Here is a 22,264-nt window from a genome sequence, read left to right as displayed (position 1 = left end):
TTCGGTATACTGTTAGTGGAAAACGTTTTTGAATGATGCACGGGATGGCTATGGACGACCTTTTTTCTGTTTCGACGCGCGAGCGTTCCTTTCAGAATGCGCCGCTTGCGGTTCGCATGCGCCCCAATTCGCTCGATGAGTATGTGGGCCAGCAAAAGGCCGTCGGTAAGGGCTCATGGTTGCGTGCCGCGATCGAGCACGACGTGCTGTCGAGCGTGATTCTGTACGGGCCGGCCGGTACGGGCAAGACGACGCTGGCCCACATTATCGCCAACCATACCAAGAGCGAGTTTGTCGAGGTCAGCGCCGTGACGGGCACCGTGAAGGACTTGCGCCGCGTGATTGACGAGGCCAAGACGCGCCTGAATACCTACGACCGTCGCACCATTCTATTCATCGACGAGATTCATCGCTTTTCGAAGTCGCAACAGGATGCGTTGCTGCATGCGGTTGAGAACCGTACCGTCATTATGATCGGCGCCACGACCGAGAACCCGTACTTCGAGGTCAATTCGGCACTGTTGTCGCGCGGACGCGTGGTGGAGCTTGAACATCTGAAGGATGAGGATATCGCCACGCTTATTGAGCGTGCGCTCGAGGCACCACAGGGCCTGAACGGTAAGTTCTCGGCCGATGAGGATACGGTCAAGACCATTTGTACGCTGGCTGCGGGTGATGCACGCTCGGCCCTGACGACACTTGAGCTGGCGAGCGAGATTGCCGTCACGCGTCCCGATACCGAAGGGACGCCAGCGCCGGCGGCGGGGGAGCGCTATCCCATCACCGTGGATGACGTAAAGATTGCCAACCCGCGTCGTGGCTTTTCGTACGACAAAAACGGCGACATGCACTACGACATTATCAGTGCGTTCATTAAGTCCATGCGCGGCAGCGACCCCGATGCCACCATTTATTGGCTCGCGCGCATGATCGATGCGGGGGAGGATCCCAAGTTTATCGCTCGCCGTATTATGATTCAGGCTTCTGAGGACGTTGGCAACGCCGATCCGCAGGCGCTTTTGGTGGCGCATGCCGCGTTTAAGTCTGCCGAGGTCATTGGCTATCCCGAGTGCCGTATTAACCTGGCTCAGGCTGCCCTCTATGTGTGCTTGGCGCCTAAATCCAACGCGTGTGAGGCTTCGATCGATGCGGCGCTGGCCGATATCCACTCTAGTGGGCTTCGCGAGGTGCCGAGTTATCTGCGCGATCGCCATCGCCCGGGCAGCGATGAATACGGTGTGTATAAGTATCCGCACGATTATCCCGAAGGCTGGGTCGACCAGCGCTATTTGCCCGAAGGCTTAGAACGCGGTGCATTTTGGCGGCCTGCCGGCCGTGGTTGGGAAGAATGGCGCGTAGAACAAAGCGAACGTGACCGCAGCGGGAATGCACCGAAGTAGCTGCTGATAATTTTGTCCCACGTTGCTGCTCTTGGCATGTTCGGTCCCCTTTGGGGTACCATGGAAAGCGTCTGTATTTCGATTCCTTTGGGAGGCTTGTATGAGTCCCATTCAAATCGCCTTGCTGCTGCTCGCCGTTGCCGGCGTGTGGGCTATCGTTGAGCTTGCGCTTACCCTGCGCAAAACCCGCACCGTTGTCGATTCGCTCGACAAGACCGTGAACGACCTCAACAACACCATCGCCGAGGCTCAACCTGTGGTGGCAAAGCTCGATGGCGCTGTCGATGAGCTTACGCCGGCGCTTGTCCAGATGGAGCCGCTGCTTAAGTCGAGCAAGACGGCAGTTGATGCCCTTACCTCCAATCTCGTAGAGGTCGAAGCCGTGGTTCGTGACATTTCCGAGGTTACGTGCAGCATGGCCGAGGCCAGCAATGCCGTATCGAGTGTGACTGATTCTGCTGCTGGCGCCGTGCAGAAGCTTTTCAATAAGGTGAAGGCTCCTGCAGCCGACGCCGATCGCAAGCTCGCTGCTGCCGCCGCCGAGGCCGAGCAGCCTACCGAGCGCGTTCTGATCGGTGAGGCCGAGGACGAGGCCGAAGATGGTGCGGATGCGGCTCAGAAGCCCGCAGCCAAGCCGGCTCAGTATTACACCTATACGCCCGCCGAGTCCTCTGAGGAGTCCCGCGATGAGTAGCGAAGCAACCTGTCCCATCACGCTGACCGTTGCCGGGGACCCGCGTCTGGCGCGCCTGGTGCGCATGACGGCCGCCAACGTTGGTGCCCTGTGCTCCATGTCTGTCGATCGCATCGAGGACATCCGCATGGCTGCCGAGGAGGCTTTCATCTTTGGGTGCACCGCGGTCGACTGCGACGACATCACCATCAAATTCGATGTCGATGAGACTCACGTTGGCATGACTATTACCTTTGGAGACCAGGCTACGGTTGATGAAAACGACCAGGCTGCGGTGTATGCCGAGCTCATCCTCGCGAGCGTGTGCGATTCCTACGAAAAGACTACAGCGCCCCTAACGCTTTCCCTCGACCTCAAGGCGGATATCTAATATGACCGAACGCTCCCGGAGCGGCAAGACCGCTTGGGACAAGGAGAAAACCCGCGAGCTGTTTCGTCGTTATAAGGAGACCGGTGATCCGGATGCTCGCGAGCAGCTCGTCATGTCCCATATGAACCTGGTAAGGTTTCTTGCCAACAAATTCAAGAACCGCGGCGAGCCGCTCGATGACCTTTTGCAGGTCGGGTACTTGGGCTTGCTCAAGGCTATCGATCGCTTTGATCCCGAGCGCGGACTCGAGTTCACGACGTTTGCCACGCCCACCATCTTGGGCGAGATTAAGCGCCACTTCCGCGACAAGGGCTGGAGTGTGCGCGTGCCGCGTCGTCTGCAGGAGCTCTCTGCCAAGGTTAACCAGGCCACCGATAAGCTTACCAACGAGCTTCAGCGTTCGCCCAAGGTTGAGGAAATCGCCGATTACCTTGGCGTGACCGTCGACGAGGTGCTCGAAGCCATGGAATCGTCCTCGGCCTACACCTCGGTGCCCATCGAGGCTCCCGGCGCGTCCGACTCCGACGATGCTCCCTCGATTCTCGATCGCTATGCCGACGACGACAACGAGCTCGACTTTACCGATGACCGCCTGGTAATCGAGGAAGCCATCCGCGATTTCTCGCCGCGCGAGCGTGAGGTGATCGAGCTACGCTTTGTGAAGGGCATGACCCAGATCGAGATCGCCAAGAAGCTGGGCATTTCGCAGGTGCAGGTCTCGCGCCTACTGCGCCGCACCCTCAAGAAGATTCAAGACAAGATTGACCCTGACGGAGTGATGGTTCGTTCATGAGTGAGCACCCCCAACAAACCGACCGCACGCTGCGCGATACCCGCATTCTGACGCTTCGCATTTGGGCTGTCGTCGGTTGCATCGTCATCGCCGCCGTCATCTTTAACCTTATGGGCATCCTGGCACCGGTTATTGAGTTTCTTGCCGTCGGCTCCATCATTGCTTTTGTGATGTCCCCGATCACCAATTGGCTCGAGCATCACGGCGTCGGTCGTGGCATCGGTTCGCTCATCGCGCTCATTGTGGTTGTTGCCGTGCTCGTCGGCGTCGTCTGCATCCTATCGCCTATTTTGCTCGGTCAAATCATGGAAGTCCTGAGCCGCCTGCCCGAGCAGCTTCGCGTTGCGGGTGGCGATCTCAACGAGATGCTCTCGCACGCCAAGACGCTCAACAACACGCCGCTCAAGGAGTATCTGGACGACAATCTTTCTTCGCTGGTTACCGTAGCGTCCAAGTACGTCTCGCAAATCGCTGCCGAGCTCGGTCGCGGTGTTTTCCCGCTCATTACCAATACGGCCTCGCAGCTGTTCGTCATCTTCCTGGGCTTAGTGCTTGCCTATTGGTTGGCCTGCGACTATCCCCGTATGCACCACGAGGTCTGCACCATCATCGGACAGGAAAAAGAGACCTCGTACCGCTTTATGGTTGCCATCCTTTCACGCTCGGTCGGCGGCTATATGCGCGGCATGGTCGTGACGTCCATCTGCGGTGGCTTTTTGGCTTTTATCGGCTTTACGCTCATTGGCCATCCATACGCAGCGCTCATGGCCATCTTTACCGGCATTATGCACTTGGTTCCGGTTGTCGGTCCCTGGGTGAGCGCGGCGATCGCCACGGTGCTCGGCTTTATGTTCAGCCCCATGTTGGCGTTGTGGACGCTCATCGTGACGATGGTCGCGCAAAACGTCACCGATAACGTGATTTCGCCTAAGGTCATGCAGAGCTCGGTGCAGGTGCATCCCATCATGAGCCTCACGGCGCTCGTTATTGGCTCGGCACTCATGGGCCCCATCGGCATGATTATCGCCATCCCGCTTTGTGCGGCCCTCAAGGGCATCTTCGTGTACTACTTCGAGAATGAGACCGGCCGCCAGCTTGTGGCCTATGACGGCGCCGTGTTTAAGGGCACGCCGTATCGCGATGCCGAGGGCAACCCGGTCGCCGCCTACGACGCGCTTGGGGACGACACCTTCATCTATGAGTCCGAGCTCATCGGTAACGAGACCGCGCCCGAGGCTAAAGCTATGCCCAAGCCCGAGCTCGATAATCCTTGGATCAAGCTTTCGGACCTGCAGCCCGATGCCACGGGCTTCTTCAAGAACCCCTTCGCCAAGGATGACGATTCCAACACGGATGACGACACCAAAACCGGCATCGACGGCTCCATGGACGACTCGGATTCTAAATAGGTCCTATTAACGTTTCTTGAAGTTGTAAATGACAAGAAACGCGAGCAGAGCGATTGATAAGGGGCCGGCAACATAGAAAAAGAGAACGTCAATTGCACGTAGAGTGTAATAAGCCTTATCGCCGGACATTACTGCATACAACACGTAGCCAAATGCTGGTTGGTTTGCGTACCAGCAGGTGAAAGCCAAAAGCGTTAAAAGTGCCGCTAACAGAAGTGCATTGAGGAAAAATCGTTTGCTTTTCATCGATCGCTCCTTCCGGGTGACTCTTATATGTAATTCTACAGCAGCCCTTTTTCAAAGGATCGCACAGTACTAAATAACGTGCACTTTCGCTGTAGGGTCGCTGTTTGGCGGCCCTCTTTTTTGCACAGGCGCGGTGGGATGGTAATATCGTTACGTTTGAACTGTTTCGATGTGAAACCGAGGAGATTCCCTCTATGAGTGCTGACTACCCGTCAATGACTACGGCCGAGATCCGCTCTAAGTTCCTCAACTTCTTTGAGGAGCGCGGTCTTAAGCTCTATCCTTCTTCGTCCCTCGTCCCCGACGACCCTTCGCTGCTGCTTGCCAACGCCGGTATGAACCAGTTTAAGGAGTACTACCAGGGCAAGAAGACCATGAAGGAGATCGGCGCAATCTCCTGCCAGAAGTGCGTCCGCACCAACGACATCGATTGCATCGGCGAGGACGGCCGTCACCTGTCCTTCTTTGAGATGCTCGGCGACTTCTCCTTTGGTGGCGTCTCCAAGCAGCAGGCCTGCGCTTGGGCCTTTGAGCTCATCACCAAGGAGTTCAAGCTGCCGCTCGACCGTCTGTACTTCACCGTCTTTACCGAGGACGACGAGACCCATGACGTGTGGCGCTCCCTGGGCGTTGCCGAGGATCACATCTCGCGTCTGGGCGAGGACGACAACTTCTGGGCTGCTGGCCCCACCGGCCCCTGCGGTCCGTGCTCCGAGATCTACTTTGACATGGGCGAGGAGGTCGGTTGCGGCAGCCCCGACTGCAAGCCTGGCTGCGACTGCGATCGCTTCCTTGAGTTCTGGAACCTCGTGTTTACCCAGTACGACCGCCAGGAGGATGGCTCCATGCCGGAGCTGCCGCACCGCAACCTCGATACGGGCATGGGTCTGGAGCGCATGGCCGCCATCATGCAGCACAAGACCGCTAACTACGACGGCGATCTGATGCAGCACCTCATCAAGCTGGGCGAGAAGATCAGCGGCAAGACCTATGACGCCGACGATTATTCCGGTGCCAGCCGCTCCCTGCGCATCATCGCCGACCACTCCCGTGCCGTCGACTTTATGATCTCCGATGGCATCCTGCCCGGTAACGAGGGTCGCGAGTACGTCCTTCGCCGCCTGCTCCGCCGTGCCGTGTTCCACGGTCGTCTGCTGGGCATCGAGGGCGCCTTCCTGACCAAGTTTATCGACGAGGTCAACACTCAGATGGGCGAGTCCTATCCCGAGCTGCTCAAGAACGTCGCGCTCGTCAAGGGTATCGTCGCTTCCGAGGAGGAGCGCTTCTCCACGACGCTCGACAACGGTCGCGTCTACCTGGATGAGGCCCTGGCAGCGCTTGCCGAGGGCGCTGTGCTTCCGGGCGATGTTGCCTTTAAGCTGCACGACACCTTTGGTTTCCCCATCGACCTGACCGTCGAGATCGCCGGCACCGCTGGCCACGACGTCGACATGGATGGCTTCACCGCCTGCATGGAGGACCAGAAGGCCCGCGCCCGCGCCAATGCCAAGGGCGACGCCTGGGGCAGCTTCAACGACGTGTGGGTCGAGCTTTCGGACAAGGTCGCTGCGACCGAGTTCGACGGCTATGACAACGATGTGATCGAGGATGCCAAAGTTGTCGCTATCGTTCGCAACGGTGAGTCCGTCGAGTCCGCCGCTGCGGGCGAGGACGTCGAGGTCGTGCTCGACCGCACCCCGTTCTACGCCGAGATGGGTGGCCAGCAGGGCGATGCCGGCGAGCTTTTCGCCGAGGGCGTTGCGCTGACCGTTTCCGATACCAAGAACCACAATGGCCTGTATGCTCACGTCGCCCACGTTGCCGAGGGCACATTGACCGTCGGTGCTACCGTGACCGCCGCGCTCGACGCCGAGCGCCGTGGTTTCCTGCGCCGTAACCACACCGCCACCCACCTGCTCGACGCTGCGCTTAAGCAGGTCCTGGGCGAGCATGTCTCCCAGGCTGGCTCGCTGGTGACGCCCGAGCACCTGCGCTTTGACTTCACGCACTTCGAGGCCCTGTCCTCCGAGCAGCTCAAGGCTGTCGAGGACCTGGTCAACCAGCAGATCTTCGCCTCCAAGCCGGTCGTGACCCGCGTCATGGGCATCGACGAGGCCAAGGCCGCCGGTGCTGTCGCCCTGTTTGGCGAGAAGTATGGCGACGTCGTCCGCGTTGTCTCCGTGGGCGCCGAGGACCAGCCGTTCTCCCGTGAGCTCTGCGGTGGCACCCATGCCGCCAACACCGCCGAGATCGGCCTGTTCAAGATCATTTCCGAGTCCTCTACGGGCTCCAACGTCCGCCGCATTGAGGCCGTGACCTCTAAGGGTGCTCTCGACTACATGGCCGACCGTCTGGCGCTCGTCGACGCCGCCGCTGCTGCGCTCAAGTGCCGCGTGGATGAGGTTCCCGCCCGCGTGGAGAACCTGCAGGCCGAGCTGCGCGAGACTTCCAACAAGCTCAAGAAGGCGCTGACCGGTGGCTCCTCCGACGCTATCTCCAGCGCCATCGAGGGCGCCGTCGAGCTCGACGGCTACAAGCTCGTCGTCGCTGAGCTCCAGGGCCTTGAGGCTGCCGACCTGCGCAACGTCTGGGATACCGTGCACCAGAAGGTCGCCGGTCCTGTCGCCTGCGTCGTCGCCAGCGTGACCGAGAAGGGCACCCCGGCCCTGCTCGCCGCCGGCTCTGATGACGCTGTCAAGGCCGGTTTCCACGCCGGCAACGTGATCAAGCAGATCGCGGGCCTGGTCGACGGTCGCGGTGGCGGCCGTCCCAACATGGCCCAGGCCGGTGGCAAGAACGCCGCCGGCATCGCCGATGCCCTCGCGGCCGCTAAGACCGCGCTCGGCGCCTAAGAATCTAGGTAGTCGCTGTGGTCGCGCTTGCGCTGGACATAGGGGAGACCAGGATCGGTATCGCCGTCTCGAGCCGTGATGGCAAGATGGCGATGCCTGTCAAGGTGCTCCCGGCTGCAGAGGTCACCGGTATGGCTAAGACGTTCCGCTACCTGGTTGAGGACTATGAGCCCGATTTCCTGGTAAGTGGGCGTCCCCTGACCATGGCCGGTGAGCCCGGTCCCCAGGCCGAGCGCGTTGCCGCCGTGGCCCAAAAGATTGCCGACGAGCTCGATCTTCCGTTGGAGTTTGAGGACGAGCGCCTGTCCTCGCAAGAGGCAAAGCGTATCCTGCGCGAGCAGGGCCTCAACGAAAAGCAGATGAGGGGCAAGATTGACATGATTGCCGCCAGCCTGTTTTTGCAGACGTGGCTTGATCGTAAAAACGAGGAGGTTTCGCATGCCTAGCGCTCCCGATCCGCGCCAGCCGAATCGTACACGTCAGCCGGCGTCGCGCCCTGCCCAGCCTGGCCAGCGTCCGGCACAGCCGACCCAGCGCGCAGCTCAGTCTGCCGCGCGCCCGGTGCAGTCCTCCTCTCGTTCGGCCCAACCTGTTCAACGGACGGGTCAGCAGCCTTCTGCTCGTTCGGTTCAGTATCCGGCTTCTCACGCGGCTCAGCAGCCCACTGCTCGTTCGGCTCAGCCTGCAGGCGGTGCTCGCTTTAAGCAACAGGCACCTACCCAGCGAACGCAGGCCCCCCAATCGCATTCGCATCACGCTCGCGGTTCGCATGGCGTTGCTCCGGCGACTCGCTCGAGCTACAACACGCATGCTCGTCGCGGTGCTCAAAAGAAGAGTTCTCCGGTTCCTATGATCATCGGCGTTGTGGTGGCCGTAATCGCGCTTGCTACTATCGCTTTCTTTGTCGTACCTGCCGTTAAGGGCTTCTTTGCCGGTGAGGATGCGAAAGTCGCTGCTAGCCAGCAAGTTACGGTGACCATTCCCGACGGTGCTTCGGGCGATACGATCGCCTCGATTCTCTCCGAGAACCATATCGTCGAAAATCCCAAGGATTACTACGCGGCGGTGAAAAAGCTTAACGCCGATATGTCGCTTAAGCCTGGCACCTACTCGTTCACCACACTCATGGATGCGACCAAGGTTGTTCAGCAGCTCATGGAAGGCCCCAACGCGGGCTCCAATGCGCTGACTATCCCTGAGGGTCTGACAGTCGATCAAGTCGCCGACCGCGTGGCCCAGGCCTACGACAGCATCTCTAAGGAAGACTTCCTCAACCAGGCCAAGGCCTCCAACTATGTGGACGACTATAGCTTCCTTAAGGGCGCCGCCAACGACTCGCTCGAGGGTTTCTTGTTCCCCAAGACCTATTCGTTGGGTGATTCGCCGACGGCCGATGACGTGATTCGCGCCATGCTCGATCAGTTTAAGACCGAGTACAAGTCGCTTGACTTTGCGAGCTGCGAAGCCAAGATCAAGGAGCGCTACGGTGTGGAGATGTCCGACTACGACATCGTCAACTTGGCCTCTATCGTTGAGCGCGAGGGCCTCAACGCCGATCAACGTGCGCACGTGGCCTCGGTTTTCTACAACCGCCTTGCCGGCAAGCTCGACGGTCTGCGCTATCTCAACAGCGATGCGACCATGATGTATGTCACCGGTGGCGAGGTTACCGCCGACGACCTGCAGAGCGATAGCCCCTATAACACCTATAAGCACGAGGGCCTGCCACCCACGCCCATCTGCTCTCCGTCGCTCGAGGCACTCAAGGCCACGCTTGAGCCGACCGACTCCGATGACCTGTATTTCTACATTACGCAGGACGAGGAGTACTTCTCGCAAACCTACGAAGAGCATCAACAGTCTTGGAATTAGCATGAGGATATTTAGCCCCAAACGATACGTTGCCTCGGTCGATCGCATCGACCTTGATACCCTGTGGGCCGACGGCAAACGCGCCATTCTGCTCGATCGCGATAACACCCTGGTTCCGCGCGACACCGAGCAGGTTCCCGCCGCGGTTTCCGCTTGGCTCGATACCGCCCGCGCCAAAGGCTTTAAGCTGTGCATGGTGTCCAACAACTGGCATCGCGATCAGGTCATGAGCTCTGCACGCGAGCTGGGACTCGAGGCCATCAGCCACGCCATGAAGCCCGCCCCGTTTGCCTTGAAGGCGGGTCTTAAGCGCCTCGGCGCCACGGCAGACGAGGCGGTGCTGATCGGCGATCAGCTGTACACGGACGTGTGGAGCGGTAACTTTGCCGGCGTTGACACTATTCTGGTCAAGCCGCAGGCAACCCAGGACCTGTGGTACACGCAGATCTTCCGTATCTTTGAGCGCCGGGCCCTGCGCGACCTTCCCTGCGAGGAATAGGTTTCGCCATGTCCCAGCACATCAAACACGGCTGCGACCATATCTTCTTTATCGGCTTTTTGGGCGCGGGCAAGTCGACGCTTGCGCGCAATGTGGGCACTATGTTCAAGCGGCGTTTTATCGATACCGATCGCTTGGTTGTGCGTCGATGCGGCAAGTCGGTGACCGAGATATTTGAGACCGAGGGCGAGGATCGTTTTCGCGAGCTCGAGACCTCGGCACTCCGTTCGCTTCAAAGCGAGCGCAGCCTGCTGGTATCGTGCGGGGGCGGCATCGTCGAGACGCCGGTGAACATTGAGCTGATGCACGAGATGGGTACATGCGTGTACCTCGAAGGCGACTTTGAGGACTCGTTGCGCCAGATTCGTCGCTCCGATACCCGGCCCGATTTCCGCTCGCCCGAGCACGCTGCGCGCCTGTTTGAGCATCGCCGTCCGCTGTATCGCCAGGCGGCCGATATTACCCTTGATATTCGCAACAAGTCCTTCGAGGACGTTTCCTACCTTTGTGCCGAGATGCTTTTGGAGCGTGGACTGCTATGATTCGCCGTCAACTTATCAATTTCCAAAACCGCAGTGTCGATGTCCGCGTCGGATTGGGGGCGTTCGAGGAGCTGTCGCGCATGTTTGCCTCGGCTGTGGGCAAGCCTAAGCGTGCGATGGTGGTTTGGAACACCGCCACGTCAGAGCGTTTAGGCGAGGTCATCGAGCATGCGCTGGTTGATGCCGGTTTTGTCATGTCACAGCTCCCTCTCGAGGTTTCGCCTGCTGGTGCCACGCTGGCCGATGCCGATGCTATCTTTGGCGCCCTGTCTGCCCACGGCATTACCTGCGACGATCTGGTTGTCGCCGTTGGCGATGCCGCAACCTGCTCGGTTGTTAGCTGGTGCGCCAACCAGTGGTGTGTCCGAACCGAGTGCGCGCTGCTGCCGACGACGTTCGATGCCATGCTCACGGTCGCGACGACCATGAAGCCGCTCGTCGCTTCGTCGGCGAATGCGCTTCCCGCTATCGCGTTCCGTCCCGAACCGGGCCTGGTCGTGTGTGACCTCGACCTTGTTCGGGAGGCGGACCCCGAGGACCTCAAGCTCGGCTATGCAGTACTTGTTGGCACTATGCTTTCGAGCAGCAAGTCCCGCTGGAATCAGTTTACTGAGACCGTCCCCGAGATTCTCGCGGGTGAGGAGGTCGCGCTCGTCAATGCCGTTCAATGGTCTCAGACTGCCCGCAAGGACGTACTGATGGCCACGAACCCGAGCGCTCGCCATGCGCTCGATTTTGGCAAGACGGGGGAGTGTACCCTGCGCGCCTGCTTGGGCGATGCCGCTTCGCAGGTCCCTGCCTACCAGCTGTTGTCCGAGGGCATGCGCTTTGAGGCGCGCCTAGCACATGATGCCTGCGATTTCGATATCGATTACGTCTTTGAGGTCGATGACTGCTTGGAGGACTTTGGTATCGAGGAACTTGCCTTCGATCTGGAGCCTACCGCATATATCGAGGAGTTCCGTAGGCAGCAGTTCGTGCGCTCAAACCGCAGCATGCTGCCGCTGCCCGCGGCACTCGGCGCCATTCGCCTAACGAACGTTGAGGACGAGGTTCTTGAGCGCCATGCTCACGCCTACTTGGCTTCTCGTAAAGAACTTCTCTAAGATTTATTGACTTTCATCGTCTTTCGTATCATGTTGAGGGGCGGGTTTCCAATCGGTTGCGGATCGCATGCGATTCCGTACGTTGATTGAGCCCGTCCCGTCTTCGTTGAGACAACAAGAAAGGAATCTGCATGTCTGAGTTTGCTGCCGGTCCTGCCGGTCGTATCGAGCGTGTCCGTGCCCTGATGGCTGAGCGCGGTTACGATGCTATCGTGGTGCGCGACGAGGCCAATCTTCGTTGGCTCACGGGCGTGAAGGGCGTCTTCGATTACACCTTCGAGTTCCCGCACGCGGCGTTTATTGCGGCTGACCAGTGCCTGTTCCATACCGACTCGCGCTACCTCAACAGCTTTGAGGAGAACACGCCCGCCGGCAGCCCCTGGGTCTACGACATGGACGAGGGCACCATCCCCGGTTGGGTCGCCGGTAAGATCGCGGTCAATAAGTGCCGCGTCTGCGCTGTCGAGGACGATATGCAGATCAACTTCTACCAGGGTATCCAGCGTGGCTTGGAGGATCGTTCCGTCGCCTGCATGTTGCCGCTGATGCACGACGACATCCGCAAGATGCGCGCCATCAAGGATGCCGAGGAGATCGAGCTCATGCGCCATGCACAGTCGATCACCGACGCCGCCTTCCAGCACATGCTCGGTTTTATTAAGCCTGGTATGACCGAGAAGCAGGTTCGCAACGAGCTCGAGAATTTTATGTTCGCCAACGGCGCCGATAGCCTGGCCTTTGGCTCCATCGTTGCGAGCGGTCCCAACACCGCCAACCCGCATGCCGTTCCGAGCGACCGTGTGATCGAGAAGGGCGACTTTGTCCTGATGGACTACGGCGCGGGCTACTGCGACTATCGCTCCGATATGACGCGTACCGTCGTGATGGGCGAGCCCACGCAGGAACAGCTCGACCTGTACGCGCTCGTGCGCCGTACGCACGAGGAGTGCGTCGCCGCCATCCATCCGGGCGTCGAGGGCAATGACATTTTTAAGCTTTCCAAGAAGATTATCGGCGATGCCGGCTATGGCGATTACTACAACCATGGTCTGGGCCATGGTGTCGGTATCGACATCCATGAGCTGCCCAACTTCAACCGCAGCAAGAACATCATCGAGGTCGGCTCGGTTATCACCATGGAGCCCGGCGTGTACCTGCCCGGCGTGGGCGGCGTGCGTCTGGAGGACTACGGCGTGGTCACCGAGAACGGCTACGAGCCCTTCACCAAGACGCCGCATGACCTTCACGTCATCGATTGCTAGTCTACTTCGGTAGATAGTTTGGGGCGGGGCGTCCGGATCGATTCGGACGCCCCGCGTTCTCTTTTTATGCACTCGCTGCAGGTGCCGTCTGCAAGTGTATAATTTCCATCGTATGTAATTTGGACGTTTGTGCGTTCTGCCCATAACAAGAAAGGTCACTATGCCTACCATTTCTACCGCCGACTTCAAGAACGGCCTCGGTCTCCGCATCAAGGACAAGGTCTACACCATCGTCGAGTTCCAGCATGTCAAGCCGGGCAAGGGCGGCGCGTTTGTGCGCTACAAGACCCGCGACATCAAGAGCGGCCGCGTCGTCGAGAACACCTGCAACGCCGGCACCAAGTTCGAGAGCGTCATGCTCACCACCCGTGAGTTCCAGTACCTCTACAACGATGGCACCGACTACATCTTCATGGACAATGAGTCCTATGAGCAGGTTCCCGTTCCCGAGGACATGGTGGGCGAGAACTCCAAGTGGCTGCGCGAGAACGACATCTGCCAGCTGCTCTTCGCCGACGATGAGCTCATGGGCGTGACTCCGCCGATGTTCATCGAGACCACCATCGTCCAGACCGACCCGGGCTTTAAGGGCGACACCGTCCAGGGTTCCACCAAGCCGGCCACGATCGACACCGGCGCTGTCATCCAGGTCCCCATGTACCTCAACGAGGGCGAGGTCATCAAGGTTGACACCCGCGACGGCAAGTTCGTCTCCCGCGTCTAGCAACCAACTCTTCTAGGAGGACTCATGCCCCAGGAAATCAAGATTGACGGCATCGGCATTTCGCCCGATGTTCTGACCGCCATCGTCTCGCGCGCCGTGTCCGATGTCGAGGGCATCGCCTCCGTTGGCGTCAAGGACCTTGCCACCAACCTTGTCTCCATGATGCTCTCGTCCAAGGCCCCGGCTTCCGAGCCGGCGGTCGAGGCCGAGGTCGTCGGCGACAAGCTCGCACTCACCGTGCGCGTTGTGGTGTTCTTTGGCTATCCGTTCAAGAAACTCGCCGAGGCCGTTCGCGCCGCTGTAGTCGCCGCCATCGATGCCCAGGTGGGTGTCGAGGTCGAGCGCGTTGACGTTTGTATCGACGGCCTCGTTTTCCCCAAGGAGTAACCTTTGAGCCTTAAGGTTTATCGCGGGCGCACGCTTGCCCGCAGTCAGGCGCTGCAGCTGCTGTTCCAGGCCGAGGCCACGGACAGCCCGCTCGAGCGCGTCCTCGAGGGCGATTTCCTGATCTCGAAGGGTCCCCTCGACCCCTATGCACTGGAGTTGTGCCGCGGTGCCTACGAGCATATCGATCGCATCGACTGCGCTCTGCGCTCCGTTGCCAAGAACTGGGATCTTATGCGCATGCCCGGCGCCGACCGCAATCTGCTGCGTATCGCCGTCTACGAGATGCGCTTCCTCACCGACGAAGAGGTCTCGGACGCTATCGTGATCAACGAGGCCGTCGAACTTGCCAAGGCCTATGGCACCGACCAGTCCGCGTCGTTCGTCAACGGCGTGCTGGGCAAGATCGCGCGCAGCGAGGAGTTGCCGGGCGAGGACCTGTACCAGGAACTGCTGGCCGAGGATCGCGCTCGCGAGGAGGCCCAGGCTGCTGAGGCTGCCGCCAAGGTCGCTGCCGCTCAGGCTACCGCCGGTGTACTTGCCGAGGATGTGGACGCTGCTGAGGCCGTCGAGGCCGACTCCGTCGAGGAGTAGCCATGCCAGAGGGTTCTGTCCGCAACTTTGACGAGATTTCGGACCGTCTGGACCAGATCATCGCTACCGTTCGCTCCAAGGATACGTCCTTGGAGCGTTCACTCGATCTGTTTGACGAAGCGATTGAGCTGGGCTCCCGCGCGGTCGACATGGTCGATAAGTTTGAGCTGACGCCGCGTGAGGCCGACAAGCTCGAGCAGGAATACGATGAGGATGCGGCAAACGAATCCTAGGATAGCTAGGCCGCATCTCCGGATACGAATGGTTGATGGCATTCATGAAACGCGTGCGTCTTGATGACGAACTGATTTCAAAGGGCATCTGCGCCGATCGCGCGGATGCCCTTCGCACTCTTATGGCCGGCTTGGTCTCGAGTGGCGGTGAGCGTTTGACTTCGCCGGGCCTTAAGGTGATCCCGGGCCTGCCGCTGCACGTGAAGGGGCGCATTCCCTATGTTGGCCGCGGCGGTCTTAAGCTTGAAGGCGCGCTTGATGCGTTTGGTATCAATCCGACGGGCCTTGCCTGTCTGGATGTTGGCTGCTCTACCGGCGGCTTTACCGATTGCCTGCTCAAGCGCGGAGCTGCGACCGTTGTCTCGGTGGACGTGGGCCGTGCCCAGTTTGATTGGTCGCTGCGTCAGGACGATCGCGTGACGCTGCATGAGCGCACAAACGTGACGCAGCTGCCTGAGCTTGGTTATGCCGGCGCCATCGACCTGGCTGTGTGCGATGTCTCGTTTACCAGCATCACGAATATAATCGACGCCGTGCTGGCGTGCCTGAAGCCTTCGGGTTCGTTCTGCACGCTCGTAAAGCCCCAGTTTGAGGCGCCGGCTGCGCTGGTGGGCGAGGGCGGTATCGTGACCGACCCCGCCGTCCGCCGCGATACGCTCGTGGCGGCGATTGAGCTTTTTGCCGTCAAGGGCCTGTTCCCGCTTGACGTGTGCGTGTCGCCCATCCATGGCGCTAAGGGCAACGTTGAGTTTTTCTTGTACGGCACAAGGTTTGTCCCCGGGGAGTGCGCCGACGATGAGCTGCAATCCCAGGTATCGGTTTTGAGCGAGAAAGCTGCAACGCTATGAAGGTCTTTCTGGTTCCCAATTACTACAAGCAAGAGGCGGTCGAGAGCGGCCTGATGCTCGAGCTTTGGCTGACGCGCCAGGGCTATGAGGTCGCATGGGCTGCCGACCAGCGATCGAAGATTCAAAGCACGCCTGATATTGACGGCTCCGATCTGGTCATTACGCTCGGCGGCGACGGTACGCTGCTGCGCGCTGCCCGCATCCTCAACCATCGCGAGATTCCTATCCTTGGCCTTTCCTATGGTCACCTGGGTTTTTTAACTGCTGCGAGCCCCGAGGAGCGCGACATTCTGCAGGTCGTGAGCGACGCCCTGTCCGGCGAGCTGCACGTGAGCCGCCGCGCCACCATCGCCGCGGATATCGTGTCCGTGCGCGAAGACGGCACGAAGGATGTCGTGCGCACGTTTGCCCTCAACGATATGGCACTTACGCGCGGCCCCCTGTCCGATATGGTTGAGTTTGACATCACGGTGTCCGGCCATCATATCGACCGCCTTCGCGGCGACGGTGTCGTCGTTTCGACGGCGACCGGCTCCACCGGCTACGCGCTTTCCGCCGGCGGTCCCATTGTCAGCCCCGATTACACGGGTATGGTCTGTGTGCCCATCGCCCCCCATACCATTCAGGCTCGCGCTTTTTTGACCTCGCCGAGTGATGTCGTCGAGATCTTTATGTCCGATGATCGCCCGAGCGTGCCGGCGATTGCCATCGACGGACAGTTTATTACCTGCGATGGCACGGTCGAGAGCGTGGCCGTGCGCCGTGGTCCCGGCGACGTGCTGCTGCTCGATTACGGTCCCGAGAGCTTCTATAACTCGGTGAGCCGCGTGTTCTATGGAGTGCGCCATGATCGATGAGCTGCAGGTTTCCAACATCGCGCTCATTCGCGAGGCGACGTTGGTTCCGAGTGCGGGCCTAACGGTTTTGACCGGCGAGACCGGCGCCGGCAAGACCGCGCTGCTCTCGGCCCTCAAGCTTATTTTGGGCGAGCGCGCGGATTCGTCGACGGTGCGCGAGGGCGAGGCGCTGGCGAGCGTCGAGGCACGCCTGTTCGACGGTCCGCACGACACGGAGGGGTTCACCGTACAGCGTAGCCTTTCTGCCGAGGGCCGCAGCCGCGTAAAAATTGACGGCCGCATCGCCAGCGTGCGTGAGCTTTCGGAGCGCGTCGGCGTGATGATGGATCTTTGCGGTCAGCACGAGCACCAGCGCCTCCTCGATCCGGCGCATCACGTTGCCATGGTCGATGCCTGGGCTGGTCGCTCTGCGCTCGAGGCGCTCGACCGTTACCGTGCCTGCTTCAAGGCTTCGCGTGACGCCGCCAAGGAGCTTCGCCGTGTGGAGGAAGCCTCACGTGCGCAGGGGAGTCGCGTCGAGGAGGCGCGCTTCGCCCTGGAGCGTATCGCCGAGGTCGACCCCAAGCCGGGTGAGTATGAGGAGCTCGAGGAGCTGCTGCCGCGCTCCGAGCATGCCGAGGTACTGGTTGCCACAGCTAACGATGCCCATGCATCGCTTGCCGCCGAAGGTGGAGCGCTCGATGCCGTGAACAGCGCCGTGGCAGAGCTTTCCCGTATGGCTACCGTCGATCGCAAACTGGGCGACATTGCCGATGCGCTTACGGATGCCTGCATCTCCCTTGAGGATAGCGCGAACGAGCTTCGTGCCTATCGCGATGGCGTCGCCTTCGACCCGCGCGAGCTCGCTCGCATGCGTGAGCGGTATTCCGACCTCAAGGGCCTGTTGCGTCAGTGGGGTCCCACCATGGACGATGTTTTTGCCATGCGCGATCGCTCGCAAGAGCTGCTGTCCCTGGTCGATGATGGCGATGAGCAGATCAAAAAGGCGCGTGAGGCACTCGGGAGCGCCGAGCGCGAGCTGTTCGCTGCCGCCAAGGCGCTTAAGCGCGCTCGCAATACGGCGGCCCCGCGCTTCTGCCACGAGGTTGGTCGTCAGATGGCACGCTTGGAGATGGGCGGCGCCGAGCTCGTTTGGGAGTCGCGTGATCTTCCGCGCGCCGAGTGGACGCCGGCGGGTCCTTCGAGCTACGAGCTTTTGTATCGCAGCGGTGCTGGCTTGACGCCGCGACCCCTGCGCCGCATTGCGTCGGGCGGCGAGCTCAGCCGCGTTATGCTGGCGAGCAAGGTGGTCTTGGGTAATGCGGACGGTGTCGATACGCTGGTGTTTGACGAGGTCGATGCCGGTGTCGGCGGCTCCACGGCTCGTGCTCTTGCTGGTGTGCTGGCCGATCTTGCCGCGACGCATCAGGTGATAGTCGTTACGCACCTGGCGCAGGTCGCCGTTATGGCCGATAAGCACTACGTGGTGAGCAAGGAACCCGGCGATGTTCCCCAGACGCATCTGGACGAGGTGACGGGAGACGCCCGTACCGCAGAGATCGCCCGAATGCTGAGCGGCGATCAGTCCGAGGCAAGCTTGGCCCACGCAAAGCAGATGCTCGAAGAAGCTCGAGGCTAAGTTGTATCAGCGGTGTTGGTGGGACAAAATAGACTGAAATTTTTGTCCCACTACGCGTTTTACTCAACGACCTTGTCCGGCTGGATGAGCTCCTCGTAGTAGCTGATATGTTCGCGAGCGTCTTCAATCTCGGGCAGCAGGAAGTTGTAGATAACTTCGATGATCATCGTGGCGCTGATCTTGGAGAACGCAAAGTCGCCCGTCGTCAGCAACGCCTCGTGGTTGACGGTATTAAAAGTATAGTCTGCCAGGCGTGCGAGCGGGGATTTGCTGTCGCTGCTGATGACGACTACTGTGGCACCGCAGTCGCGAGCCGCTTTTGCCATGCGATTCAGTCGGCGCGACTTGCCGGAGTTTGAGATGAGCACGATGACGTCACCCGGGCGCAACGTGAGCGCAAAGCCGATTGATGTCTCGCTAATGGTGCTCGCCATGCAACGCAGGCCCAGCTGCGAAAACTTAAAAGTCGCATCGAGCGCGACCGCGTTCGTATTGCCTACAGCCGCAAACTCAATAACCCCTGCATGTTTAAGGGCATCCACAACAGCCGCCAGCGTATCGTGGTCGATCCCGTCGATGGTCGCATTAAGCTCGCTCACCTTGGCAGCCAGGATGTTCTTGAGGCTCTGCTCCATATTGTCGAGTGAGACCTCGTCAGTCAGGCCCTCGTTGCGCTGGCTTTCCAAATCCCTCGCTAACGAAAACTGAAAGCTGCGGAAGCTGCCAAAGCCAAGCTTGCGGCAGAAGCGCGAAACGGTCGCCTCGGACGTGGCGGCGGCGCGCGAGAGCTGAGCCGCCGTGAGGCGTGGCGCCTCGGACTGGTGCTCCAATATATAGTCGACAATGCGCTGCTCGGACTCGCTGTATCCCTGATGGGTGCTAATGAGGGAAAGTGCGCTCTTGCTACTATCGGTCATGGATGGCTCCTGGTTGGCATGAAAATTGGACTCGTTTGTAATGTCATAGTATAGGGGGATTTGCAATTACAAGATACACCTTGCCGTTTCAAGTGTTGATGGTAAACTTTCACCTACCGTTTACGGTTATGAAAGAACCTTTCACCGGAGATTTGCACCTTGTCTCTTCTCACGCGGACGGTAGGTTGGTATCTTTCAGTTGTGGAAAAGCGCGCAAGGACGCGCGTGTAGGGGAGCGCCTGCGGGCGCAAAACTTAAAAAGGAGGGACACATGGCTAAGTTTGACATCATCGCCGCCACCGGTTGCCCGACCGGCATTGCGCACACCTTCATGGCGAAGGAGGCACTGGAGAAGGCAGCTGCCGAGCGAGGTCTGACTATTAAGGTCGAGACCCATGGCCAGGTCGGTGTCGAGAACGAGCTCACCAAGAGCGAGATCACCGGTGCCAAGGCCGTCGTCGTCGCAGCCGATAAGGATGTCCAGGCTGAGCGTTTCGCCGGCAAGCCCATGGTTTCCGTTGGTGTTTCCAAGGCCCTGTCCGTTGAGGCCGCCGGTAAGCTGATTGACCGCGCGCTCGCCGCCAAGGGCGACAACACGGTTGCAGCCGCTGCCGATGTCGAGGACGAGGCCGAGGAGAAGGAGTCCATCGGTCACGTCATCTACAAGCACCTTATGAACGGCGTCAGCCATATGCTGGTCTTCGTCGTTGCCGGTGGTGTCCTGACCGCCGTCTCGTTCCTGTGGGGCATCACATCCTTCGATTCGACGGCTGCTGACTACAACAGCTTCGCCGCCATGCTCAAGATCATCGGCGGCATCGCCATGAACCTCATGGTTCCGGTGCTTTCCGCCTACATCGCCGAGTCCATCGGTAAGCGCCCGGCGCTCGTCCCTGGTTTTGTTGCCGGTATGATCGCCATTCAGGGCCTGCCTGTTAACGCCGAGACCGGCATGATCGACGCCGGTGGCGCCGGCGTGGGCTTCGGCTTCCTGGGCGGCATCGTCGGCGGCTTCCTCGCTGGCTATGTCATCCTGCTGCTCGAGAAGGTCTTTGCCGGTCTGCCCAAGAACCTGGACGGCCTCAAGGCTATCTTCCTGTACCCGCTGTTCTCGACCGCCATCGTCGGTCTGGTCATGCTCGGCATCTCCGGCCCCATGGCTGCCATCAACACCGCCATGATGGACTTCCTCAAGGGCCTGTCCGCCTCTGGCGCCGTTGTCCTGGGTCTTGCCATCGGCTGCATGTGCGCCTTTGACATGGGTGGCCCGGTCAACAAGGCTGCTTACGTCACCGGTACCGCCATGCTCACCGAGGCACTGGCTGCCGGCGTTGGCACCGATACCTACAATTTCGGCACCAACTTCATGGCTGCCGTCTCCGCAGCTTGCATCGTTCCGCCGCTGATCACCACCTTCGCCGTCGTTGTCGGCAAGAAGTACTTCAGCCAGGAGGATCACGACGCCGGTATCGTCAACCTCATTCTTGGTTGCACCCACATCACCGAGGGCGCCATTCCGTTCATGACCAAGAACATCTGGCCGGTCATGCCCATCATGATGCTCGGTTCCTCTATCGCTTCGATCCTGACCATTATGTTCAACGTTCACGATCCGGCGCCTCACGGTGGCTTCCTGGTCCTGCCCGTTGTCGAGAACGGTCCGCTTTGGGTCCTCGCAATCCTCATCGGTGCTGTTGTCGGTGGCATCCTGTTCGTGGCCTTCAAGAAGTACGACTTCGAGAAGAATCAGAAGGCCGCTCCTGTAGCCAAGCCGGTTGAGGCTTTCAAGGCCGCTGCCGTTGAGGCCCCTAAGGCCGAGGCTGCCGACTTCGTGAAGGTTGAGAATGTCTTTGTCGCCGAGGACTTCGCTTCTCGTGACGAGGCTCTGAGCTTCGTTTCCAACCAGGCTGTCAAGGCCGGTATCGCCAGCGACGCCGACGCCGTGATGAACGCCTTCCTGGCCCGCGAGGCCGAGGGCACCACGGGCATGATGGAGGGCTTCGCCATCCCGCATGCCAAGTCCGACGCCATTACCGAGGCTGCCGTCATCGTCGTTAAGGACGAGTCCGGCGTGACCGGTTGGGATACCATGGACGGCGCTCCTGTCAACGTGGCCATCGCTCTGCTCATCCCTGGTGCACAGGCTGGCACCACGCACCTCAAGATCCTGTCCAAGGTTGCCGAGGCGCTCATGGACGAGGACTTCCGTGGCACCGTCAAGGGTTCCACCGACGCCGCCGAGATCGCCAAGACGATCAACGCCCGCCTGGTCTAATCCCACAGTACGCGAATAACATCGCCCCCTGTAACAAAGGCGAGGACTCCCTACGGGTCCTCGCCTTTTTTCATACCACCCGGCACTCAGGGATGTTCCTTTCCTGCCGGCACCCCGGGACACTCCTTAGTCCCCAACAGGGCATAAATAGCCCTCATCGACTGAATCACCCACGCGAACAATAATTCAGCCAGAATTCCTTTTGCACGATATTTCTTGGACGGAAGCATGTTCCCGCAGCTTGCTCGCCGGGCGGGGCGATTAAGTTTGTCGCGAGTTCCGCACGCAAAGGAAAGCACTTAATGTGCTTTCCGTCTTGCGCAGGACTGTAGAGCAGCAAACTTAATCGCCCCGCCCGGCGAGCAAGCGGACGACAAACACATCTGTCCAATAATTCGTCTGAAACACAATGAAAAACCGTTTGATGTGAGTTAATATAAACAACGTCGTGAATCTGACTCCTGCCACATGCATGACAGGGGTTAAACACAAAAAGGAGTCAATTATGGTTTCTGAGAAGGCTACCCTCGTTAATCCTCAGGGTCTGCACATGCGTCCGGCTGGTCTGTTCGCCTCCACCATGGGCAAGTACGCCTGTGACGTGACGGTCGTCACCCCCGAGAAGGAGGTCAACGGCAAGTCCCCGATGGCTCTCATGGCTGCTGGTATCCCCTGCGGTACCGAGGTCGAGGTAAAGTGCGACGGCGCTGACGAGGCCGAGGCTCTGGCTGCTGCCATCGAGCTCATCAAGAGCGGTCTTGGCGAGTAG

General features: G+C 59.9%; 23 protein-coding genes. 21 read left to right on the top strand and 2 right to left on the bottom strand.

Annotation, left to right across the window (positions count from 1 at the left end; all coding sequences use genetic code 11):
* The first annotated feature begins 50 nt into the window (after positions 1 to 50).
* The 5 genes from GT571_RS01015 to GT571_RS00995 all read left to right on the top strand — a co-directional run bounded on the left by GT571_RS01015 (position 51) and on the right by GT571_RS00995 (position 4,666).
* Positions 51 to 1,400, top strand: coding sequence for a replication-associated recombination protein A (locus tag GT571_RS01015; protein ID WP_240136073.1), 1,350 nt, complete (start codon positions 51 to 53; stop codon positions 1,398 to 1,400).
* A 100-nt stretch (positions 1,401 to 1,500) separates the two neighbouring features.
* Entirely contained in the window at positions 1,501 to 2,094 is a 594-nt protein-coding gene (locus GT571_RS01010) for a hypothetical protein (RefSeq protein ID WP_161154882.1), read from the top strand.
* Positions 2,087 to 2,464: an ATP-binding protein gene (locus GT571_RS01005; RefSeq protein ID WP_161154880.1), complete on the top strand. Its 378-nt coding sequence runs from the start codon at positions 2,087 to 2,089 to the stop codon at positions 2,462 to 2,464. Before GT571_RS01010 ends, GT571_RS01005 begins: the two co-directional genes overlap by 8 nt.
* 1 nt (position 2,465) lies before the next feature.
* Positions 2,466 to 3,257 carry an RNA polymerase sigma factor SigF gene (locus GT571_RS01000; RefSeq protein WP_117635146.1) on the top strand — a complete coding sequence of 264 codons (792 nt, stop codon included), beginning with the start codon at positions 2,466 to 2,468 and terminating at the stop codon, positions 3,255 to 3,257.
* The gene (locus GT571_RS00995; protein ID WP_161154878.1) at positions 3,254 to 4,666 is read left to right on the top strand and encodes an AI-2E family transporter; all 1,413 of its coding nucleotides are present in this window, start codon (positions 3,254 to 3,256) and stop codon (positions 4,664 to 4,666) included. The genes GT571_RS01000 and GT571_RS00995 overlap by 4 nt, the downstream gene beginning before the upstream one ends.
* Before the next feature lie 6 nt (positions 4,667 to 4,672).
* Here the strand turns inward: GT571_RS00995 and GT571_RS00990 are convergent, their stop codons facing one another.
* The gene (locus GT571_RS00990) at positions 4,673 to 4,912 is read right to left on the bottom strand and encodes a hypothetical protein (RefSeq protein ID WP_161154876.1); all 240 of its coding nucleotides are present in this window, start codon (positions 4,910 to 4,912) and stop codon (positions 4,673 to 4,675) included.
* A 194-nt stretch (positions 4,913 to 5,106) separates the two neighbouring features.
* Here GT571_RS00990 and alaS point away from each other — a divergent pair, with 194 nt between their 5' ends.
* The 14 genes from alaS to GT571_RS00920 all read left to right on the top strand — a co-directional run bounded on the left by alaS (position 5,107) and on the right by GT571_RS00920 (position 18,303).
* On the top strand, positions 5,107 to 7,764 hold the full coding sequence (alaS, locus tag GT571_RS00985) for an alanine--tRNA ligase (protein ID WP_161154874.1): 2,658 nt from the start codon (positions 5,107 to 5,109) through the stop codon (positions 7,762 to 7,764).
* Between the two features lie 17 nt (positions 7,765 to 7,781).
* Positions 7,782 to 8,210 (top strand): Holliday junction resolvase RuvX, encoded by a 429-nt coding sequence (ruvX, locus tag GT571_RS00980; protein ID WP_161154872.1) that lies wholly within the window; start codon positions 7,782 to 7,784, stop codon positions 8,208 to 8,210.
* Positions 8,203 to 9,636, top strand: a complete 1,434-nt coding sequence (gene mltG / locus GT571_RS00975; RefSeq protein ID WP_240136072.1) for an endolytic transglycosylase MltG — start codon at positions 8,203 to 8,205, stop codon at positions 9,634 to 9,636. The genes ruvX and mltG overlap by 8 nt, the downstream gene beginning before the upstream one ends.
* A 1-nt stretch (position 9,637) precedes the next feature.
* Positions 9,638 to 10,135 carry a YqeG family HAD IIIA-type phosphatase gene (locus GT571_RS00970; RefSeq protein ID WP_099431674.1) on the top strand — a complete coding sequence of 166 codons (498 nt, stop codon included), beginning with the start codon at positions 9,638 to 9,640 and terminating at the stop codon, positions 10,133 to 10,135.
* Positions 10,136 to 10,143: 8 nt separating this feature from the next.
* A complete protein-coding gene (locus tag GT571_RS00965) occupies positions 10,144 to 10,677 on the top strand; it encodes a shikimate kinase (protein WP_099431675.1) in 534 nt (177 codons plus the stop codon).
* Entirely contained in the window at positions 10,674 to 11,783 is a 1,110-nt protein-coding gene (locus GT571_RS00960; protein WP_161154870.1) for a dehydroquinate synthase/iron-containing alcohol dehydrogenase family protein, read from the top strand. The genes GT571_RS00965 and GT571_RS00960 overlap by 4 nt, the downstream gene beginning before the upstream one ends.
* Before the next feature lie 131 nt (positions 11,784 to 11,914).
* Complete coding sequence (locus tag GT571_RS00955; RefSeq protein WP_161154868.1) at positions 11,915 to 13,045, top strand: M24 family metallopeptidase; 1,131 nt, start codon at positions 11,915 to 11,917, stop codon at positions 13,043 to 13,045.
* A 160-nt stretch (positions 13,046 to 13,205) separates the two neighbouring features.
* The gene (gene efp / locus GT571_RS00950; RefSeq protein ID WP_006233983.1) at positions 13,206 to 13,769 is read left to right on the top strand and encodes an elongation factor P; all 564 of its coding nucleotides are present in this window, start codon (positions 13,206 to 13,208) and stop codon (positions 13,767 to 13,769) included.
* Between the two features lie 24 nt (positions 13,770 to 13,793).
* Positions 13,794 to 14,156, top strand: a complete 363-nt coding sequence (locus tag GT571_RS00945) for an Asp23/Gls24 family envelope stress response protein (RefSeq protein ID WP_006233982.1) — start codon at positions 13,794 to 13,796, stop codon at positions 14,154 to 14,156.
* Between the two features lie 3 nt (positions 14,157 to 14,159).
* Positions 14,160 to 14,747 (top strand): transcription antitermination factor NusB, encoded by a 588-nt coding sequence (gene nusB, locus GT571_RS00940; RefSeq protein ID WP_117803269.1) that lies wholly within the window; start codon positions 14,160 to 14,162, stop codon positions 14,745 to 14,747.
* A 2-nt stretch (positions 14,748 to 14,749) separates the two neighbouring features.
* Positions 14,750 to 14,980 (top strand): exodeoxyribonuclease VII small subunit, encoded by a 231-nt coding sequence (locus GT571_RS00935; protein WP_117736309.1) that lies wholly within the window; start codon positions 14,750 to 14,752, stop codon positions 14,978 to 14,980.
* A gap of 44 nt (positions 14,981 to 15,024) precedes the next feature.
* Positions 15,025 to 15,828, top strand: a complete 804-nt coding sequence (locus GT571_RS00930) for a TlyA family RNA methyltransferase (protein WP_161155092.1) — start codon at positions 15,025 to 15,027, stop codon at positions 15,826 to 15,828.
* Positions 15,825 to 16,685, top strand: a complete 861-nt coding sequence (locus GT571_RS00925; protein ID WP_035138200.1) for an NAD(+)/NADH kinase — start codon at positions 15,825 to 15,827, stop codon at positions 16,683 to 16,685. Before GT571_RS00930 ends, GT571_RS00925 begins: the two co-directional genes overlap by 4 nt.
* On the top strand, positions 16,675 to 18,303 hold the full coding sequence (locus GT571_RS00920; RefSeq protein ID WP_161155090.1) for a DNA repair protein RecN: 1,629 nt from the start codon (positions 16,675 to 16,677) through the stop codon (positions 18,301 to 18,303). The genes GT571_RS00925 and GT571_RS00920 overlap by 11 nt, the downstream gene beginning before the upstream one ends.
* Before the next feature lie 59 nt (positions 18,304 to 18,362).
* On the opposite strand, the gene GT571_RS00915 is transcribed toward GT571_RS00920, so the two are convergent.
* A complete protein-coding gene (locus GT571_RS00915; protein WP_161154866.1) occupies positions 18,363 to 19,220 on the bottom strand; it encodes a MurR/RpiR family transcriptional regulator in 858 nt (285 codons plus the stop codon).
* Positions 19,221 to 19,491: 271 nt separating this feature from the next.
* Between GT571_RS00915 and GT571_RS00910 the strand changes: the two genes are divergently transcribed.
* Together GT571_RS00910 and GT571_RS00905 are read left to right on the top strand one after the other, a co-directional pair.
* Positions 19,492 to 21,495 (top strand): fructose-specific PTS transporter subunit EIIC, encoded by a 2,004-nt coding sequence (locus GT571_RS00910; protein ID WP_161154864.1) that lies wholly within the window; start codon positions 19,492 to 19,494, stop codon positions 21,493 to 21,495.
* Positions 21,496 to 22,000: 505 nt separating this feature from the next.
* On the top strand, positions 22,001 to 22,264 hold the full coding sequence (locus tag GT571_RS00905; protein WP_022094575.1) for an HPr family phosphocarrier protein: 264 nt from the start codon (positions 22,001 to 22,003) through the stop codon (positions 22,262 to 22,264).

Origin of the sequence: Collinsella aerofaciens (assembly GCF_009876115.1) — a bacterium.
Taxonomy (GTDB): Bacteria; Actinomycetota; Coriobacteriia; order Coriobacteriales; family Coriobacteriaceae; genus Collinsella; species Collinsella aerofaciens_N.
The sequence above is the reverse complement of the archived record's forward strand: the minus strand, read 5'-3'. Positions and strand labels throughout refer to the sequence as shown.

Excerpts from the sequence above, each read along its gene's own strand:
- GT571_RS00920 (WP_161155090.1), top strand. The coding sequence starts at position 16,675 with ATGATCGATGAGCTGCAGGTTTCCAACATCGCGCTCATTCGCGAGGCG.
- efp (WP_006233983.1), top strand. The coding sequence starts at position 13,206 with ATGCCTACCATTTCTACCGCCGACTTCAAGAACGGCCTCGGTCTCCGC.
- GT571_RS00935 (WP_117736309.1), top strand. The coding sequence starts at position 14,750 with ATGCCAGAGGGTTCTGTCCGCAACTTTGACGAGATTTCGGACCGTCTG.
- GT571_RS01000 (WP_117635146.1), top strand. The coding sequence starts at position 2,466 with ATGACCGAACGCTCCCGGAGCGGCAAGACCGCTTGGGACAAGGAGAAA.
- GT571_RS00905 (WP_022094575.1), top strand. The coding sequence starts at position 22,001 with ATGGTTTCTGAGAAGGCTACCCTCGTTAATCCTCAGGGTCTGCACATG.
- GT571_RS00960 (WP_161154870.1), top strand. The coding sequence starts at position 10,674 with ATGATTCGCCGTCAACTTATCAATTTCCAAAACCGCAGTGTCGATGTC.
- GT571_RS00955 (WP_161154868.1), top strand. The coding sequence starts at position 11,915 with ATGTCTGAGTTTGCTGCCGGTCCTGCCGGTCGTATCGAGCGTGTCCGT.
- GT571_RS00910 (WP_161154864.1), top strand. The coding sequence starts at position 19,492 with ATGGCTAAGTTTGACATCATCGCCGCCACCGGTTGCCCGACCGGCATT.
- GT571_RS00925 (WP_035138200.1), top strand. The coding sequence starts at position 15,825 with ATGAAGGTCTTTCTGGTTCCCAATTACTACAAGCAAGAGGCGGTCGAG.
- GT571_RS00965 (WP_099431675.1), top strand. The coding sequence starts at position 10,144 with ATGTCCCAGCACATCAAACACGGCTGCGACCATATCTTCTTTATCGGC.
- GT571_RS01005 (WP_161154880.1), top strand. The coding sequence starts at position 2,087 with ATGAGTAGCGAAGCAACCTGTCCCATCACGCTGACCGTTGCCGGGGAC.
- alaS (WP_161154874.1), top strand. The coding sequence starts at position 5,107 with ATGAGTGCTGACTACCCGTCAATGACTACGGCCGAGATCCGCTCTAAG.
- GT571_RS00915 (WP_161154866.1), bottom strand. The coding sequence starts at position 19,220 with ATGACCGATAGTAGCAAGAGCGCACTTTCCCTCATTAGCACCCATCAG.
- GT571_RS00990 (WP_161154876.1), bottom strand. The coding sequence starts at position 4,912 with ATGAAAAGCAAACGATTTTTCCTCAATGCACTTCTGTTAGCGGCACTT.
- GT571_RS00970 (WP_099431674.1), top strand. The coding sequence starts at position 9,638 with ATGAGGATATTTAGCCCCAAACGATACGTTGCCTCGGTCGATCGCATC.
- mltG (WP_240136072.1), top strand. The coding sequence starts at position 8,203 with ATGCCTAGCGCTCCCGATCCGCGCCAGCCGAATCGTACACGTCAGCCG.
- GT571_RS00995 (WP_161154878.1), top strand. The coding sequence starts at position 3,254 with ATGAGTGAGCACCCCCAACAAACCGACCGCACGCTGCGCGATACCCGC.
- GT571_RS01010 (WP_161154882.1), top strand. The coding sequence starts at position 1,501 with ATGAGTCCCATTCAAATCGCCTTGCTGCTGCTCGCCGTTGCCGGCGTG.
- GT571_RS00945 (WP_006233982.1), top strand. The coding sequence starts at position 13,794 with ATGCCCCAGGAAATCAAGATTGACGGCATCGGCATTTCGCCCGATGTT.
- GT571_RS01015 (WP_240136073.1), top strand. The coding sequence starts at position 51 with ATGGACGACCTTTTTTCTGTTTCGACGCGCGAGCGTTCCTTTCAGAAT.
- GT571_RS00930 (WP_161155092.1), top strand. The coding sequence starts at position 15,025 with ATGAAACGCGTGCGTCTTGATGACGAACTGATTTCAAAGGGCATCTGC.